Below are 18,147 nucleotides of genomic sequence, written 5' to 3' on the forward strand. Positions count from 1 at the left end.
AGAAAGTTTCGCATAATTGAACACTTTAACCACTCACAAAAATGGCCAATGTAACGGACAGAAAACAAGGAAGCGTTTTCTTTTATATGGATTATAATAAATATATCAAGGAGGGGTTGCTATGAGTTCGAAAAAAGAACGTGGACAAAAATTGTTGTTACTTCTCTCAAAAAAACAAGATTATATGACTGCAGAAGAATTGGCAAACTGCCTAAGTACTTCTCCTAAGACAGTTTATCGTTTGATAAAAAAAATTAACGATGAATTTTCAGAAGGTTCCCTCATATTATCTGAGAAAGGACGAGGATACAAGCTAGACTATGAACGATTTATGGAACAGAATCGACATTTAGTCGAAAAAGAAAGTGATTTTTCGCCAAGGGAAAGACGCAATCGAATTCTGGAGGAATTGTTGTTAGCTTCTCCACAAGCTAAAAATGTTTATGAATTATTTGCAAGATATTATGTTGGTGATTCTGTGATATTTAGCGATGAACAACAATTATCCGAAGATTTAAAGAAATATGATTTAACACTCAAACGGAAAAATCGAACGTTGGCAATTATCGGTGAGGAAAGAGCTATCAGGAAAGCCATTTCCGATAGAATACAACTGTTGAACATTATCGATATTGAGGATCTTCGAAACAACAAAGCATTAAATTTTAATAATTATGATGTCCTTTTTACGTTAGATCAAGTCAGGAACATTGAAAAAAAACTGGATATTACTATTCCACATCCATATAATGTAAACATCTTTTCGCATCTTTATATCTTAATTAGTCGTTCACGAAAAGTAGCTATTTCTGAAAAATACCAATTATCTAACGAAGAAGAACAAGAATTAACAAAGGACTTAGTACTCAAAAAGGTCGCGCAAACAACGATTCAACAGATTGAAACTTATTTAAATAAGAGACTGCCTAACGTTGAAATTTATTACTTATATCAATATTTGGTTTCTTCTAGGATGCAAGGTTCGTTTAGTAAAGTAACTAATTTTTCTTTCAAAGTAATGCAAGTTACTCAATTTTATTTAGAGGAAATGAGTGCACAACTAAAAATTTTAACTGATAATGATCAGCTACTTCTTGAATTGGCTAGTCATATAAAACCAATGATAAATCGTCTTGAAAACGGTATACATGTTAAGAATAGTTTATTGGATCAAATAAAAATGACGTATGAAACAATTTTCGGAAAAATTGCGCAAGTTTCTAAGCAAGTAAGTAAAAACTATCAACTGCCGGCTATAAACGAAGATGAGAATGGGTTTATTACATTGTATTTTGCGCGAATGATTGAAACCAATCAGTTACCTATTCGTACTTTGATTATGTGTACCACTGGAATTGGAACTTCAGAACTATTGAGAGTAAAAGTTGAAAAGAAATTCCCTGAATTACAAATTGTTGAAATTATTGCCACACGAAATATAAAGAAATCATTAAAAGATTATTCTGATATTGAATTGATTCTTACAACGATTCATTTACAGGAAAAGGTCCCCATTAAATCATTGTTGGTAAGTGCCATGTTTACAATGGATGATCAGTATCGATTACAAAGAAAAGTTGAGGAAATCTATCATGAACGTTAATCCTTTATACCAAGTTTTCCTAAACCAAGAACTTCTTTCAAAACAGCAAGTATATCAATTCATTGCAGAAACAGCAGCACCTTGGTTAACGCCCGAAGAAAAAAAGCAGATTGAGGAATCTTTGGTAAATCGTGAGAAGATGGGAAGTAATCAGATTGCAGAGCAAATTGTCTTGCCACATTTAGAAAATGCACTCTTGAAAAAAAGTGAAATATATCTGATTGGCTTAAAAACAGAAATCCAAGAATGGACGGCAGACATTAAGCAAGTGAAATTAATTATTGTCATCTTACTAAAAGAAAATGAACGGTTAAAAGTAAAAAAAGAAATCAGTCGATTTACTAGAAAATTAGCAAATGAAGACTTCTTAGAAAAGTTGTTGCGTTTAAAAACAGAAACAGATTTTTATAAAATTATAGAAAAATTTGAGGAGGAAAAATAATGAAGATAGTCGGCGTAGCAGCCTGCACAGTAGGAATTGCTCACACATATATCGCACAAGAAAAATTGGAGAACGCTGCAAAAAAAGCAGGAGTTGAGATTCATGTAGAAACACAAGGGACCATTGGGATTGAAAACAAACTAACGGATGAACAAATTAAGGAAGCGGACATTGTTATATTAGCCATTGATGTAAAAATTTCTGGAAGAGAGCGTTTTGATGGGAAACGAATCATTCAAGTACCTACAGAAGTTGCTGTAAAATCACCCACTAAACTAATTGAAAAAGCAGAAGAAGTTATGACACAAGAAAAGTAACCTTCTAGGAGGAATTGTAATGGAAGTAAAGGATATCATTGACTTAAAAACCGTTAAAACGAATATGAATGTAAATACAAAAGAGGAAGCGTTAAAAGAATTAGCCAATCTTTTGCTTGAAAATGGCAATATTTCAGAGGAAAAAGGCTTTATAAAAGATATCTATGATAGAGAGGCGGAAGGCCAAACGGGCATCGGAAACTATCTAGCCATTCCACATGGCAAAAGTGCGTATGTAAAAAAAATAGGCGTGGCCATTGGTATTAATAGTACAGAAATTCCTTGGGAATCTTTAGATGATAATGGCGTAAAAGGAATCATTCTTTTTGCTGTGGGCAATGATCATAAAGAAACAACTAGCCATCTTAAACTATTATCATTGTTTGCCAGAAAACTCGGAAATGATGAAGTAGTGAGAGAATTCCTTCAATCAAAATCGCCAGAGGATGTAGTGAAGGCATTCTCTTAATGAAATTACTAAGACAGCATATTGTGGATATTTTCTACAGAAGAATTCATAACAGCAATTTTTTTAAATAGAAAATAAAATAAAAGAACAATGTTTAGGAGGATAAAAATGAAAAAACTAAAAGAGTTAAATCTTAAAGGTCATTTATTAACAGCAATCTCATATTTAATTCCAATTGTCTGTGGTGCTGGCTTTTTAATTGCAATTGGTATGGGGTTTGGTGGCTCAAGTCAAGGAACCTTGGTACCAGGTGAATTTTCGCTTTGGGATGCTTTAGCTACTATGGGTGGCGCTGGCTTAGGCTTACTGCCGGTTGTTATATCTACTGGCATTTCCTTTTCAATCGCTGGTAAACCTGGAATTGCTCCAGGCTTTATTATTGGTTTAACTGCGAATGCAGTTGGTGCCGGCTTTATTGGTGGTATCTTAGGTGGTTACTTGGCAGGATATCTTGTATTAGCTATTTTGAAATATGTGAAATTACCCAATTGGGCGAAAGGGTTAATGCCGACATTAATTATTCCATTTTTAACCTCAATTACTGGTGGATTAATCATGGTATATATTATCGGGACCCCAATAACGGCATTTACTTCATTATTAACGAACTTTTTAGATAGCTTAGGTAACTCGTCATTATTAATTTTTGGTGGTGTAATTGGTTTATTAAGTGGTATAGACTATGGCGGACCCATTAACAAAACTGTTTTTGCCTTTGTTTTGACAATGCAAGCGGAAGGACTTAATGGACCAATTACAGCATTGCAATTAGTAAATACAGCAACGCCAATAGGCTTTGGATTAGCTTTCTTCTTTGCTAAATTATTTAGAAAAAATATTTATACAAAACTAGAAGTTGAAACGTTAAAGTCTGCCGTACCAATGGGCGTGATTAACATTGTTGAAGGTGTTATTCCTTTAGTTATGAATGATATTGTCCGAGGAGTCATTGCTACAGCGATTGGCGGCTTCGTGGGTGGCGCAACAACAATGATCTTAGGGGCAGATGCGACTGTTCCATTTGGCGGTGTTTTAATGATTCCAACAATGAGTAAACCGCTGGCTGGCATTATTGCAATTGTTGTAAACGCTGTGGTTACCGGTTTAGTTTTAGCTATTATTAAGAAAGATGTAACTGAGAAAGATATGGAAGCTTTAGTAGAAAAAGAAGAAGAGGAGATAAACTTGGAAGATATTCAGATTTTCTAAACAAAATGAAAAAGCGCAACAAAATTAATGCAATTTATATTGCCTGTCAGAGATGTGTCAACGTCTGAATATAACGAGTTAGAAAAATTTTCAAAAACATCAACCAAATAATCAGATAGAAAGAGTTGAAAATTAGAATGAACAAAGTTGAATTTTCTCCGTCACTAATGACGATGGATTTGGACAAGTTTAAACAACAAATCACCTTTTTAAATGATCATGTTGCTTCGTATCATATAGACATTATGGATGGTCACTATGTGCCAAACATTACATTATCTCCGTGGTTTATTGAGGAGTTAAGAAAAATTTCGAAGCTCCCAGTATCTGCCCATTTAATGGTTACGAATCCAAGTTTTTGGGTACAACAACTAGTAGATATCAAATGTGAATGGATTTGTATGCATGCAGAGGTTTTAGATGGTCTAGCATTTCGCCTAATTGACCAAATTCACAATGCTAATCTTAAAGCAGGGATCGTCCTTAATCCCGAAACGCCTATTGAATCAATCTTTCCATATATTGAATTGTTGGATAAAATCACAATCATGACCGTTGATCCAGGCTTTGCTGGCCAGCGATTTATTGAAGGAACACTTGATAAAATTGTTGCTCTTCGTAATTTACGTGAAGAAAAAGGGTATCGTTATGTAATTGAAATGGACGGCTCATCGAATAGAAATTCATTTAAGCGAATTGATGCTGCAGGACCTGATATTTATATTGTTGGTAGAAGCGGATTATTTGGATTAGATGAAGATATTGAAAAAGCTTGGAAAATGATGAGTAGAGACTATGAAGAAATGACTGGGAAAAAATTCCATAAAACAATTGACTGTTTGTTAAAAGAATAGATAAGTTGTATAAAGTCAAGCCTAGAAAAGAATTTTGTTCATTCTTATCTGGGCTTTTTTGATGCAATAAATAAGCGTCAATAGAAGAAAATTATTTGTTATTCTATTCTAGGTGAAAACGTTCAATCTTGCGAAGTTACGGTTTGTTCACAAAAAAGTTACTTTTATTAAATAAAACTAAAGAAGTAACAAAAACTTCGCTTTTTTCAGTTATTTCAAGTAACATAGAACGTATCTTAAAAGAAAAAGTTTGGATGATTCGATGCGTAGAGTAAGAAAAATAATTTATAAAATCATGCTACTTTTGTTTGTTGGTTTAGTTGCTGGTCTTGGCTATCTTGGCTATAAAATACATCAAAATGTTGAAACGGTAATGACCTTTGAAAAACAAGTAGAAGCAGAAGTCAAAAAAAATAAAATACCCGAATACAAAACATTAGCTTTAGCGATTATCTATACAGAATCTAAAGGGAAATCTGGCGATATTATGCAGAGCAGTGAAAGTGTTTATGGACAACAAGAAGTGATTGAAACACCAGAGGAAAGTATCGCACATGGCGTCAAATTTCTCGCGGAAGCGTTAGCGAAAGCAAAAGAAGCTGGCTGCGATGAGTGGACAGGCGTACAAGCATATAATTATGGACTGGATTATATTCAGTTTGTTAAAGAACGCGGCGGGAAACACACGACAGAGTTAGCAGAAGAATATTCAAGAGAAGTCCTTTCACCGTTGCTAGGGAATGACCAAAATACGAAATATCGTTATTATCGTTGGCAAGCGTTAGTTTACAATGGTGGTTACCTTTATCAAAATGGTGGCAATATGTTCTATGCGGAAATTGTCAAAATGAATCGTTGGTTTATTGAAAAGTTAAATTAAAACGAGAAAAGTCTAAAGAATTCTTTCAACTTACAGGAATTTTTTAGGCTTTTCTTGCAGTTTCATGAAAATGCAAGTAAACTAGAAGGGATGTAACTGATTAATTGAAAAGGTAGGGAAAGAGCTGGATGTTGAATAAAGTCGACCTGAAAAAAGGGTTAAGTACAGAAGAAGTTGCCAAGCAGAAAGAGTTAGGCCTTCAAAATAATTATGAGGAAAATGTAGCAAAATCTACAAAAGATATTATTTTTGATAACGTCATGACGTTATTCAACTTTTTAAACTTTGCAATCGCTGTTTGTTTACTATTTGTCGGAGCGTATTCCAATCTGGCTTTCTTAGCGATTATTATTGTGAACATGTCAATCGGAATTTTCCAAGAAATTCATGCCCGTAATTTAGTTCAAAAATTATCTATTGTGGCAAAAGAAAATGTTCATGTTGTTCGAAATGGCGTACAACAAGAAATTGATACAAAAGAACTAGTTATGGAAGATATTGTTATTATCTCTGCAGGGGAACAAGTTCCTTCTGATATGGAAGTTATCGACGGTAAAGTCGAAGCGAATGAAGCGTTGTTAACAGGCGAATCAGATTTAATTGAAAAGGAAATCGGCGATACCTTGCTTTCTGGAAGTTTCATTGTTAGCGGACAAGCCTATGCCCGTGTTATCCACGTTGGTGCCGAAAACTATGCTGTGAAAATCACCCAAGAAGCCAAAGTGCATAAACCAATTCAATCAGAGTTAGTCAATTCGATTCGTAAAGTCTCTAAATTTACAAGTTGGGTGATTATTCCTCTAGGGATTATTTTATTTGTTGAAGCTTTTTGGCTAAGAGATGCTGGCATTAAAACATCTGTTGTTGCTTCTGCAGCTGCTTTGTTAGGGATGTTACCAAAAGGATTAGTACTATTAATTAGTATTGCGCTGACAACAGGTGTCATTAAGTTAGCCAAAAAACGTATTCTAGTACAAGATATGTACTCAATTGAAACATTGGCCCATGTGGACACTTTGTGTTTAGATAAAACTGGAACGATTACAGAAGGTAAAATGAAAGTGCAAAAGGCGATTATCTTGCATGACAAATATCAAGAACTCTTCCCGCAGATTATCGGAAGCTACCTATCTGAAAGTACGGATAATAATATTACAATGCAAGCAATTCGTGATCATTATGAAGTATCCAATCGATTTGGCGCAAAAGAAGTCTTGGCTTTTTCTTCTGAACGAAAATGGGGGGCTATTGAATTTCCAGAAATTGGGACAGTTTATTTAGGGGCTCCTGAGCGTTTGGTAGACGATAGTCGGTTGCCAGAAGCTGTTTTTACAGCACAAGAGAATGGTTATCGCGTCTTGATGTTAGCCATTGCGGAACAACAACCGTTAAACGAAACCAAAATGCCTTATTTAGAGCCATTAGCGATTCTAGAAATTGATGATCCAATTCGCCAAAATGCCAAAGAAACACTGGCTTATCTAAAAGAAGAAGGAATCGACTTAAAAGTAATTTCTGGTGATAATCCGGTAACTGTTTCAAATATTGCTCGTCGTGCTGGGCTACCCGGTTATGAGTCTTATATTGATTTGTCGACCAAAACGACAGAAGCAGAAGTGCGAGAAGCGGTTCAGCAATACACAGTGTTCGGACGTGTATCGCCTCAGCAAAAACGAACCATTGTGCGTGAGTTGAAAGACACAGAGCATGTGGTGGCGATGACCGGCGATGGCGTCAACGATGTTTTAGCGTTACGAGAAGCGGATTGTAGTATCGCCATGGCAGAGGGAGATGGCGCTACTCGGCAAATTTCTAATCTAGTTTTGCTAGATTCTGATTTTACAACGTTACCAGATGTCTTGTTTGAAGGACGACGTGTGGTAAATAATGTAACCCGAGTTTCCAGCGTTTTCTTCATTAAAACAATTTATTCGTTTATTCTCTCAATCATTTGTGCCTTAACGGCCATTGCGTTCCCGTTCATTCCGATTCAAGTGACCTTGATTGATTTAGCAATTGAAGGGTATCCTGCTTTCTTCTTATCTTTCGAAGGGGACAAACGAAAAGTTGTCGGGAAGTTTTTACCAACGGCTTTGAAAAATGCGTCTGTTAATGCGCTTTTAGTTGTAGTGAATATCATTGCTGTTTATCTGATTGGACAAAATCAAGGATTTTCTTCTTTAGACACCACGACGTTAATGTATTATTTATTAGTTGGAATTAGCTGTATGGCTGTTGTTCGAGCATGTCTGCCTTTAAATCCATTACGCATTTTCTTGGTTTTCAGTACCATTATTGGTATTTATGTAGCAGCTATGTTATTCCACAACATTTTAGAAATTGGTTTCTTAACTTCGCAAACAATGGGTCTCTTCTTTATTATGATGGCCATTAATATTGTGGTGCGTGTAGCAATTGGTTTCGTACAAATGAAACGTGCTGGAAAAACAATTAAAGATTTATAAAAAACAGAGGTTGAGTTAAAAGCATTCGTCTCCAGAAATGCAGTTCTTCTTTAAATCTTGAATGAAGTCGGAGCAAGCTTGATGTTTAACTGATTATTTTAAGAGTTAGTGTCTGGGGCAGGAGTCAGGATGACTTTTGTCCTAGATACTTTCTTTTTTTGTTGAGTTGAAACAAGATACTTGAAAAACAGCGATTATGTGATACAATAAATCATGTGTAAATGTGTCCATTGGAATTCGCACTGAAATGACAGTGCGTTTTTTAAACGGTCAATCACATGAGTTAGCACAATGCTATTCTTAGGAGGTGAGGACAATGGCACAACGCATTCCTCAGGAAGTCATTGAGGAAGTTCGTCACCGAACGAATATAGTAGATATTATTGGGCAGTATGTCCAGTTAAAAAAATCCGGTAAAAATTATATGGGTTTATGTCCGTTTCACGAAGAACGTTCCCCTTCATTTTCAGTAGCAGAAGACAAACAAATTTTTCACTGTTTTGGCTGCGGGAAAGGTGGAACTGTTTTTAATTTCTTGCAAGAAATTGAAGGCATTAGTTTTCCAGAATCCGTGAAACGTGTTGCAGATTTGGAACATTTATCTGTGGACTTTGATTGGTCAGAGCCGCGTGAAGTAGCGGATACCCCAGAAAACCAACAAAGACGGAGTTTGTTACAACTGCATAGTAAAGCCGCAGAACTTTACCATCATATTTTAGTGAATACTAAAATTGGCGAACCCGCATTAAACTATTTATTAGAGCGGGGGTTAACACAAGAACTAATTGAGACCTTTCAAATTGGATTTGCGCCGCAAAAACGTGATTTCTTAAGTCAAGTTTTTAAAAATGAACAACTGGATGAAACGCTTTTTGAGCCTTCTGGGCTGTTTGTCCAAAGAGATAACGGTACGTTTTTGGATCGTTTCTATCAACGAATCATGTTTCCAATTAATGATCCTCAAGGCAATGTCATCGCCTTTTCTGGTCGCTTGTTAAAAACAGCTGATTTTCCAGGGGATGAGATGCCTAAATACTTGAATAGTCCTGAAACAACACTTTTTAATAAGCGAGAAACGCTGTTTAACTTTGATAAAGCCAGAAAAGAAATTCGTAAAGAAAATACAGTCTTGCTTTTTGAAGGATTCATGGATGTTATCGCTGCTTGGCAATCAGGCGTAAAAAGTGGGGTGGCTTCAATGGGGACTAGTTTGACCAATGAACAAATTCGGCGTTTGGAACGGGTCGCTAAGGAAGTAGTTATTTGTTACGATGGCGATAATGCCGGTGTTCAAGCCACAAACCGTGCGATTCAATTATTGCAAGAAAACAGTCATTTTGACTTGAGTATTGTCAGCATCCCTGAAAAGCTGGATCCTGATGAATATGTGCGGAAATATGGCGCAGAAGCTTTTCAAAATTTAGCCAATCATGGCCGAGAAACAGTTTTTAGTTTTAAAATGAATTATCATCGGTTAACTAGAAACATGAATAACGAAAAAGAACAATTGGATTATGTGAACGAATTGTTACGGGAGTTAACCAATGTTCAATCTCCCTTGGAACGTGATCGTTATTTAAACCAAATTGCTCAGGAATTTCAACTTTCTGTTCATAGTTTGGAAGAGCAATTCAATCAATTGAAGCAAGAGCAACGTTCAGTCCAACGGCAAGAAAGGCAACAATTTTATCAAGATGAAATGATGCCACCACCAATGGAAGAACCTGTTTTTGAAGAGAATCACGTCCAGAACAAGTTACCGTTAACCCAAGTTCAAAAAGCAGAACGTTCTTTATTATTTCGTTTAATGAATGAACAAGGAGTACGGCAAACCATTCAACAATTGCCAGATTTTTCATTCGCTCATGATGAATACCAAGAATTATATTTCTTGCTAGAAAGTTATGCGACACTGCATCAAAGTTTCGACATTGCCGATTTTATTAATTTCTTGCAAGATAATCAAACCAAACAATTAGCAATTGAAATTGCGTATCAGAATTTATCGGAAGAAAGCTCTGAGCGAGAAGTTGCCGATTTATTACATGTAATTGCCTTATCAAGTATTGCAGAGGCAATTGAGCAGAAAAAGATTCAACAGCAAGAAGCAAAACGAGTGGGCAACCAACAGCTTGAAGCCGAATTAACAATGGAGATTATCCAATTGGCTCGACAGCTTAAAGCTCAACGAACATTTACTTAAGCAATATAATGAATAGAACTAAGCGTTTTGTTCATTTTATTTTGATAAGTCCCAGTGATTTATCAGTTATTTCAAGCGTGAACCGAAAAATGAAGGGGGCCTTCTTTCATGGAAAAAGAAACAAGTAAAAAATATGAAGCTGCAGTGGCAGCATTTATCAAAGAAAACAAGCCTAAAGGAACAGTGGTTTATGATGATTTAGCGAATCAATTAGCCACACCGTATACTTTGGATGCAGAAGCTATGGAAAAATTGATCCAAAAAGTTGAAGATGCTGGTATCAGCGTGGTCGATGAAAATGGAGACCCAAGTGAACATAGCTTGAAAAAAGATGAAAAAGAAGCGGAAAAGGCCCAAGCAGAAGACTTATCTGCGCCAACAGGTGTTAAAATTAATGATCCCGTGCGTATGTACCTAAAAGAAATTGGGCGCGTTCAATTATTAACTGCCGCAGAAGAAGTTGAATTGGCACTTAAAATTGAAGAAGGCGATCAAGAAGCAAAACAACGTTTAGCAGAAGCTAACTTACGTTTGGTTGTTTCAATTGCCAAACGATATGTAGGTCGTGGTATGCAATTCTTGGATTTAATTCAAGAAGGTAATATGGGCTTAATGAAAGCTGTTGAAAAATTTGACTACCGTAAAGGATTCAAATTCTCTACGTATGCTACTTGGTGGATTCGTCAAGCGATTACGCGGGCAATTGCGGACCAAGCTAGAACGATTCGAATTCCTGTTCACATGGTTGAAACAATCAATAAATTGATTCGGATTCAACGCCAACTATTGCAAGATTTAGGTAGAGAACCAACGCCAGAAGAAATTGGTGCGGAAATGGATTTACCAACAGAAAAAGTTCGTGAAATCCTAAAAATCGCACAAGAGCCAGTCTCTTTAGAAACACCAATTGGTGAAGAAGATGATTCACATTTAGGTGATTTCATTGAAGACCAAGATGCTACCAGTCCTGCTGAACATGCAGCTTACGAATTGTTAAAAGAACAACTAGAAGATGTTCTGGATACTTTAACAGACCGTGAAGAAAATGTTTTACGTTTACGTTTTGGTTTAGATGATGGTCGGACACGTACGCTAGAAGAAGTCGGAAAAGTTTTCGGTGTCACTCGCGAACGTATTCGTCAAATTGAAGCAAAAGCGTTAAGAAAACTAAGACATCCTTCTCGTTCAAAACAATTAAAAGACTTTTTAGAATAAACATACCGTTTAGCGGCTCTTTTCGTGCATGCGAGAAGAGCCGCTTTTGATTTTTAAAAAGTCTCTAAATGTCATTGCTAGTTATTGGAAGAAGGCGCAAGTTGTGGTAAATTAGAAGTAATGGAATATTAGCAGAATGTGAGGCGGAAGAATGACAAAAAAATGTCCGAAGTGCGGGAACGAATTCGATGCAGAATTAACGACCTGCCCAACATGTGGCTATTCACTAACTGACACAACAGTTGATAAAGAAGAAGCGGAAACGACTTCAACAAATATAGATTTTGAAACACAGGAAAATGAACAACACGAAGATCAATTAAATGAGAATATTGAATGGTCTGAGTTAAAAGATATGAGCTTAGGCCATGTGATGGAACTGTTTGGCGAATCACCAGAAGAAGAAAGTAATGATGACAAAAAAGAGGAGTCAACAGAAGATAACTTAATAGTCTCTGATTCAGAGGATGTTTCTGGTCTAGAAACATCGCTTCAAGAAGGGGCTAGTGAGGAGACTCATGATTCGGTGGAGGAAACGATACCAGCGACAGAAGCGACGCCTACTCATTCAACAGAAGAAAAACTAGCAACGGACGAAGCAGTTAATTTAGAAGAAACAACGGAAGAAACAACTACTGTTGAAGCAGAAACAGCTGAGGTATCTGAGACGGTGAAGTCAGAAGAGGAAACTTTAACAGAGATTTCAGGAACTGAAGTTATCTCTACCACTTCTGAAGAAGAAATTTTTTCACAACCACCGATAGAAGATCAAGATGTAACACCAAACGAAACTTTGCAAGCTTATATTCAAGCGCATCGAGCAGATACAGAAATGTCTGAAAATCCATCAGAAGAAACAGCAGAGACCCAAGAGTTAGAAAACAGCGGTGAGGCAGTATTAACCCAAGCCGAAACACCAACTGAATCCATTTCAGATTCTGAAGAAGGGTTAACAAGTGCAGCGTCGCTAGAGGAACCGAGCGACGCTGATACAACCGAGGAAAAAGTTTCAGATTCAGGTGTGATACCACCGATGAATGAAACTGGGAATACTCAACCAGCGCCTGCTCCGAAGAAACCATCAAAAAAAGTGGCTTTTGTTGCGCTTGCGGTTGTTTTATTAGCTGGAGGTAGTGCTTGGGCGTATCATGATCAAACGCAAAAAGCTGCCGCGCAAGAGGCGGCGGCACTAACCAAGAAAACAGATACGCTGAAAGATGAACTAGCAGCCTTTTATACCACGAAGGAGCAAGTTTTTATTAAACCCGATATGGTGACTGTTAGTCCAGAAAAACTCTCAAAACAAGTCGCGGAAATTAAAGATTCAGAAGAGTATTCTCAATTAAATAAACAAATTCAAACATTGAAAGAGAAGCAACAAACCATTCAACAAATCAACCAATTATTTGAGGCGCCGATTGTCAATGGCAATGAGTTGAAACCGGCGATTCTAGCTGCTGATCAACCAATTTCCGTAAAGAAATTAACAGGAAATGATCCATTTGACCAATTGATGAACCAAGCAATCGATCAAGCGAACCAACAATACAACCAATTACAAAAAGCTAAAAAAGCGGTTGAGGTCATTTATAAAGATGGAAAAACTACCAATCAGCTGAATCGAGACACGTATCAAGCTGCTAAGGCAGAAGTAGATAAAGTAACAAGTGATAAGCTGAAAAAAGAATTGGTCAAACAAGTCACGACAGCTGACCAAGCGTTAACCAAGGTTGAAGAAGAACAGAAAAGAATTGCAGAAGAACAAGCTGCCGCAGAGCAAGCAAAACAAGCAGAAGAACAAGCGAAACAAGCTGCTGCCGCGAAAAAAGAGAACGCTAAGAAGGAAGAACCAGCAAAAACAGAAGCGAATGGCTACACGGCGCCGAACAGTGACGGGGTTTACACTAGTCCGCTTTATGCGCCAGATGCTGCCGATATCGCTGATAGTAGCAATCCAGCGTGGACATGGGCACCAGGTGTGAAAGAAAAAGTCTTAGACACAGTGATTGCTCGTGGCTATGTGGTTCCTGGCGGATATTCTTTAGAACCTGCCAAAATTGTGAATGGCGAAGGTTACTACAATCTTTATGCAACAAACAATCAATCAAAATTATTAGAAGGCACTACAGAGAAAAATGTTCACATGTATTTAGTTACAATCAATGCTAAAACAGGTTGGTTCAAAGGGAACGCTTCTCGTAATGCAGGGCAATAAAAGAAAATAGAAACAATCGAACGAAAGCGGAAATCTTTTGTTCGATTGGCTTTCCTTGAGGAGTTAATGATAAATGAGAGAATTACTAGCAACAACATTTACCGGCATTGTGGTCGATGAAAATGAACAATTTTATTTTGTTCAAAAAAATGGCATCACATTCCGTTTAAAAAAAGAAGAAGGTACGCATGCTATAGGGGAGGCTGTAGAAGGGTTTGGTTATTTAAATCAAAAACAAGAGCCAGCACTGACAACTACAATTCCTACTGTGCGCATTGGTAGCTATGGCTTTGGTACTGTCACAGGAACGAGACGTGATTTAGGTGTCTTTGTGGATGTTGGCTTACCAGATAAAGATGTCGTTATTTCGTTGGATGAATTACCAACCATGCGGGAACTTTGGCCTAAAAAAGAAGACCGAGTAATGGTTACTTTAAAAGTGGACAGTAAAGACCGCATTTGGGGCGAATTAGCAGATGAAAAAGTCTTTAAAGCAATGGCAAAACGCGGGAATGCTGAAATGCAAAACCAAAACTTAACTGGGCATGTGTATCGTCTGAAACTTGCAGGAACGTATATTTTAACTGATGATTTATACATTGGATTTATCCATCCTTCTGAACGATTCCAGGAACCACGTTTAGGTGAAAAAGTAGTGGGGCGTGTGATTGGCGTGCGGCCGGACGGCGTATTGAATCTTTCATTAAAACCAAGAAGTCATGAAGTAATCAGCGATGATGCGTTAATGATTCTAACTTTCTTAGAAAGAGCAAACGATCACCAAATTCCTTTCACCGATAAATCAAGCCCTGATGAAATTAAACAAACCTTTGGCATTAGTAAAGCTCAATTTAAACGCGCCTTAGGCCATTTAATGAAACAAAAATTAATTAAACAAGAAGATGGTAAAACAATTCTAATTGGCTCGTTGGAACAATCAAAAGAAAAAAATTAAGGTAGCTAATTGAGAATATCTTGCAAATTACAGTTATTTCTTTTATAATTATTTTAATTTGATTGATAAATTAAGTTTCTTAATTTGTAATCATTCTAAACAAGGAGCTGTAATAATGGATTCGACTGCTGCTTTAAAAAAGACAAAAAAACAATTACATGAATCAGGCTTTAAATTAACACCACAACGGGAAGCAACCGTACTTGTATTATTGGAAAATGAAAAAGATCATTTATCAGCAGAAGAAATTTACTTCTTGGTAAAACAAAAAAGTCCGGAAATTGGTCTAGCAACAGTCTATCGAACGCTAGAAATTTTAACAGACTTAAAAGTCGTTGATAAAGTGAGCTTTAACGATGGTTTAGCTCGCTATGATTTAAGAAAAGAAGGCGCCAAACACTTTCACCACCATTTGTTATGCTTAGAATGTGGCACAATTGAGGAAGTGGAAGAAGACTTGCTTGGTGAAGTAGAGCAAATTGTTGAAAGTCGGTATCATTTTTTAGTCAAAGATCATCGCTTAACTTTTCATGGTATTTGTCAAAGTTGTCAAAGTAAACATTAAAAAAACTGCCTTGCATTAATTTATGCAAGGCAGTTTTTTATTTATTGGCATTATAAATTAGCGAATTTTTCCAATAAGCGAATCATTTGGCAAGTAAAACCATATTCATTGTCATACCAAGCCACAGTTTTCACTAATTGGAAATCGCCAGCTGTCGTTACTTCTGTTTGCGTTGGGTCAAAAATCGAACCTTCTGTCGTGCCGATTATGTCTCCAGAAACAATTTCACGATCATCATAACCGAAAGAAGGGTTATCAATGGTGTGTTTTTTCATTGCTTCATTTACTTGATCAGCTGTTACTTTTGTTTTTAAAATGCTAACTAATTCTGTTAAGGATCCATCCACAACGGGAACACGTTGGGCATGGCCTTGTAATTTTCCATTAAGTTCTGGAATAACTAAGCCAATTGCTTTAGCAGCACCAGTTGAATGGGGAATAGTATTGTCTGCAGCAGAGCGTGCCGCACGAAGATTTCCGCCACGAACAGGGCCATCTAATAGCATTTGTGTTGATGTGTAGGCATGGACAGTTGTCATGGTACCAACTTCAATACCGAATTCATTATTTAAGAAGTAAGCCATCGGTGCTAGACAGTTTGTCGTACATGAGCCGGCAGAAATGATTTTATCGTTGGCATCAAGTGTATCATCATTGACGTTATAAACGATTGTTTTCATTGCGCCTGCAGGAGCAGAGATAACCACACGTTTCACACCTGCATCTAAATGAGCTTGTGCTTTTTCTTCAGAGGTATAAAAACCTGTACATTCAAGGACAATGTCTACTCCGTTTTCTTTAACCCAAGGGATTTTACTTGCATCTGGTTCTGCGTAGACACGGGTTTCTTCGCCGTCCACAACAATGCCATTTTCAGTGGCTGTCACGGTGCCAGGATAGGTGCCATGCGTAGAGTCAAATTGTAATAAGTGAGCCAACATTGTTGGGCTAGTCAAATCATTGATTGCCACAACTTCAATATCATCAGAAACTTCTTTTATTCGGCGAAAGGCTAAACGACCAATTCTTCCAAAACCGTTAATTCCTACTTTGACTGTCATAACAAAAATTCCTCCTTTAGATGTTTGTGTTTCTTTGGACCCTTGCTGAAAAAGTGATTTTCTTCAACTATCTATAGTATGAACCTCTAAAATTTTTTTGTCAAAAGACTGATAGCGAAGCGACAAAAAGAAAGCGAAAGATTCATGAGAAATTTTGCTTTTTCCAACGATAACTAACTAGAATTGCTAGACAAACGGTTGTTTTCCCGATACAATAATAAAGACTTTCGAATCACGCTTTTTGAGGTGATTAAAGATAGTAGAAGTAGAATAGGAGGACAAATTATATGTCCATGTTTTTAGATCAAGTGACGATTGATGTCAAAGCTGGTAAAGGCGGCGACGGAATGGTTGCTTTCCGTAGAGAAAAATATGTACCAGACGGGGGTCCCGCTGGTGGTGATGGCGGTCGCGGTGGCGACGTTGTTTTAGTTGTTGAAGAAGGATTACGCACATTAATGGATTTCCGGTTTAATCGTCATTTTAAGGCGACACCTGGAGAAAATGGTATGAGTAAAGGAATGCACGGTCGTGGTTCAGAAGATTTACTTGTCAAAGTTCCACCAGGTACAACAGTTCGTGATGCAGAAACTGGAGCCTTAATTGGGGATTTAATTGAGAATGGTCAGACCTTAGTAGTAGCAAAAGGCGGACGCGGTGGTCGTGGGAATATTCGCTTTGCTTCCCCAAGAAACCCTGCACCAGAAATTGCCGAAAACGGCGAACCGGGCCAAGAACGTAAAATTGAATTAGAATTAAAAGTTTTAGCAGATGTTGGGTTAGTTGGTTTTCCTTCTGTAGGAAAATCAACATTACTCTCTGTTATCTCGTCCGCTCGTCCGAAAATTGGTGCCTATCATTTTACGACGTTAGTTCCAAACTTAGGGATGGTGACTACTAGTGATGGTCGAAGCTTTGCTGCAGCAGATTTGCCAGGCTTAATTGAAGGAGCTTCTCAAGGTGTCGGCTTAGGAACACAGTTCTTACGCCACATTGAACGGACGCGTGTTATTTTACATGTCATTGATATGAGTGGCATGGAAGGACGCGATCCTTATGAAGATTATTTGGCAATCAATAAAGAATTGGCTTCACACAATTTACGTTTGATGGAGCGACCTCAAATTATTGTTGCCAATAAAATGGACATGCCTGAAGCAGAAGAGAATTTAGCAAAATTTAAAGAGCAACTTGCGAAGGAACGCACCGATGAGTATGCTGATGAGCTACCTATTTTCCCAATCTCTGGGGTTACTCGTAAAGGTATTGAACCTTTATTAAATGCAACAGCTGACTTGTTGGAAGTAACGCCTGAATTCCCATTATATGAAGATGAAGTGGTAGAGGAAGAAACCGTTCGTTATGGCTTCCAACCAGAAGGTCCAGAATTTACGATTGATCGTGAACCAGATGCTTCATGGGTTTTATCTGGTGAAAAATTAGAAAAATTATTTGAAATGACGAATTTCGATCATGATGAAACAGTAATGCGTTTTGCACGTCAATTACGTGGTATGGGTGTCGATGAGGCATTACGAGCACGTGGCGCGAAAGATGGCGACATTGTTCGGATTGGTAATTTTGAATTTGAATTTGTCGAATAAGCATAAAACCAGTTCACTCAGTGAACTGGTTTTTTATTTTAAAATTAGTATTAAATTAGCGAATAGATTGAAATAATATTTTTAATAGCT

General features: G+C 37.2%; 15 protein-coding genes. 14 read left to right on the forward strand and 1 reads right to left on the reverse strand.

The features are described 5' to 3' along the window. Positions 1-121 precede the first annotated feature (121 nt). The 13 genes from IGL36_RS06215 to IGL36_RS06275 all read left to right on the forward strand — a co-directional run bounded on the left by IGL36_RS06215 (position 122) and on the right by IGL36_RS06275 (position 15,392). A complete protein-coding gene (locus IGL36_RS06215) occupies positions 122-1,603 on the forward strand; it encodes a BglG family transcription antiterminator (protein ID WP_002389096.1) in 1,482 nt (493 codons plus the stop codon). Next, positions 1,593-2,045: a PTS sugar transporter subunit IIA gene (locus IGL36_RS06220; protein ID WP_002398279.1), complete on the forward strand. Its 453-nt coding sequence runs from the start codon at positions 1,593-1,595 to the stop codon at positions 2,043-2,045. The genes IGL36_RS06215 and IGL36_RS06220 overlap by 11 nt, the downstream gene beginning before the upstream one ends. Beyond that, the gene (locus IGL36_RS06225; protein WP_002357651.1) at positions 2,045-2,362 is read left to right on the forward strand and encodes a PTS fructose transporter subunit IIB; all 318 of its coding nucleotides are present in this window, start codon (positions 2,045-2,047) and stop codon (positions 2,360-2,362) included. The genes IGL36_RS06220 and IGL36_RS06225 overlap by 1 nt, the downstream gene beginning before the upstream one ends. Before the next feature lie 19 nt (positions 2,363-2,381). Further along, positions 2,382-2,831, forward strand: coding sequence for a PTS sugar transporter subunit IIA (locus IGL36_RS06230; RefSeq protein WP_002365638.1), 450 nt, complete (start codon positions 2,382-2,384; stop codon positions 2,829-2,831). A 108-nt stretch (positions 2,832-2,939) separates the two neighbouring features. Continuing rightward, complete coding sequence (locus tag IGL36_RS06235) at positions 2,940-4,040, forward strand: PTS fructose transporter subunit IIC (RefSeq protein ID WP_002371174.1); 1,101 nt, start codon at positions 2,940-2,942, stop codon at positions 4,038-4,040. Between the two features lie 137 nt (positions 4,041-4,177). Beyond that, positions 4,178-4,894 (forward strand): D-allulose 6-phosphate 3-epimerase, encoded by a 717-nt coding sequence (alsE, locus tag IGL36_RS06240; RefSeq protein ID WP_002398282.1) that lies wholly within the window; start codon positions 4,178-4,180, stop codon positions 4,892-4,894. 262 nt (positions 4,895-5,156) lie between these two features. Next, positions 5,157-5,774 carry a lysozyme family protein gene (locus tag IGL36_RS06245; RefSeq protein WP_002357646.1) on the forward strand — a complete coding sequence of 206 codons (618 nt, stop codon included), beginning with the start codon at positions 5,157-5,159 and terminating at the stop codon, positions 5,772-5,774. A 128-nt stretch (positions 5,775-5,902) separates the two neighbouring features. Next, a complete protein-coding gene (locus IGL36_RS06250) occupies positions 5,903-8,239 on the forward strand; it encodes a cation-translocating P-type ATPase (RefSeq protein ID WP_002365641.1) in 2,337 nt (778 codons plus the stop codon). A gap of 316 nt (positions 8,240-8,555) precedes the next feature. Then, positions 8,556-10,442, forward strand: a complete 1,887-nt coding sequence (gene dnaG, locus IGL36_RS06255; protein ID WP_002363929.1) for a DNA primase — start codon at positions 8,556-8,558, stop codon at positions 10,440-10,442. 108 nt (positions 10,443-10,550) lie between these two features. After that, positions 10,551-11,657: an RNA polymerase sigma factor RpoD gene (gene rpoD / locus IGL36_RS06260; RefSeq protein ID WP_002360364.1), complete on the forward strand. Its 1,107-nt coding sequence runs from the start codon at positions 10,551-10,553 to the stop codon at positions 11,655-11,657. A 151-nt stretch (positions 11,658-11,808) separates the two neighbouring features. Then, the gene (locus tag IGL36_RS06265; protein WP_002398284.1) at positions 11,809-13,872 is read left to right on the forward strand and encodes a cell division site-positioning protein MapZ family protein; all 2,064 of its coding nucleotides are present in this window, start codon (positions 11,809-11,811) and stop codon (positions 13,870-13,872) included. Between the two features lie 73 nt (positions 13,873-13,945). Continuing rightward, a complete protein-coding gene (locus IGL36_RS06270; RefSeq protein ID WP_002361792.1) occupies positions 13,946-14,827 on the forward strand; it encodes a CvfB family protein in 882 nt (293 codons plus the stop codon). 115 nt (positions 14,828-14,942) lie between these two features. Continuing rightward, on the forward strand, positions 14,943-15,392 hold the full coding sequence (locus tag IGL36_RS06275) for a Fur family transcriptional regulator (RefSeq protein ID WP_002357640.1): 450 nt from the start codon (positions 14,943-14,945) through the stop codon (positions 15,390-15,392). Positions 15,393-15,442: 50 nt separating this feature from the next. Here the strand turns inward: IGL36_RS06275 and gap are convergent, their stop codons facing one another. Next, complete coding sequence (gap, locus tag IGL36_RS06280) at positions 15,443-16,453, reverse strand: type I glyceraldehyde-3-phosphate dehydrogenase (RefSeq protein ID WP_002357638.1); 1,011 nt, start codon at positions 16,451-16,453, stop codon at positions 15,443-15,445. A 287-nt stretch (positions 16,454-16,740) separates the two neighbouring features. On the opposite strand from gap, the gene obgE reads away from it, so the two are divergent. Beyond that, positions 16,741-18,057 (forward strand): GTPase ObgE, encoded by a 1,317-nt coding sequence (gene obgE, locus IGL36_RS06285; protein ID WP_002384537.1) that lies wholly within the window; start codon positions 16,741-16,743, stop codon positions 18,055-18,057. The last annotated feature ends 90 nt before the right edge of the window (positions 18,058-18,147 follow it).

The sequence above is a fragment of the Enterococcus sp. AZ011 genome (assembly GCF_050548355.1).
Taxonomy (GTDB): Bacteria; Bacillota; Bacilli; order Lactobacillales; family Enterococcaceae; genus Enterococcus; species Enterococcus faecalis.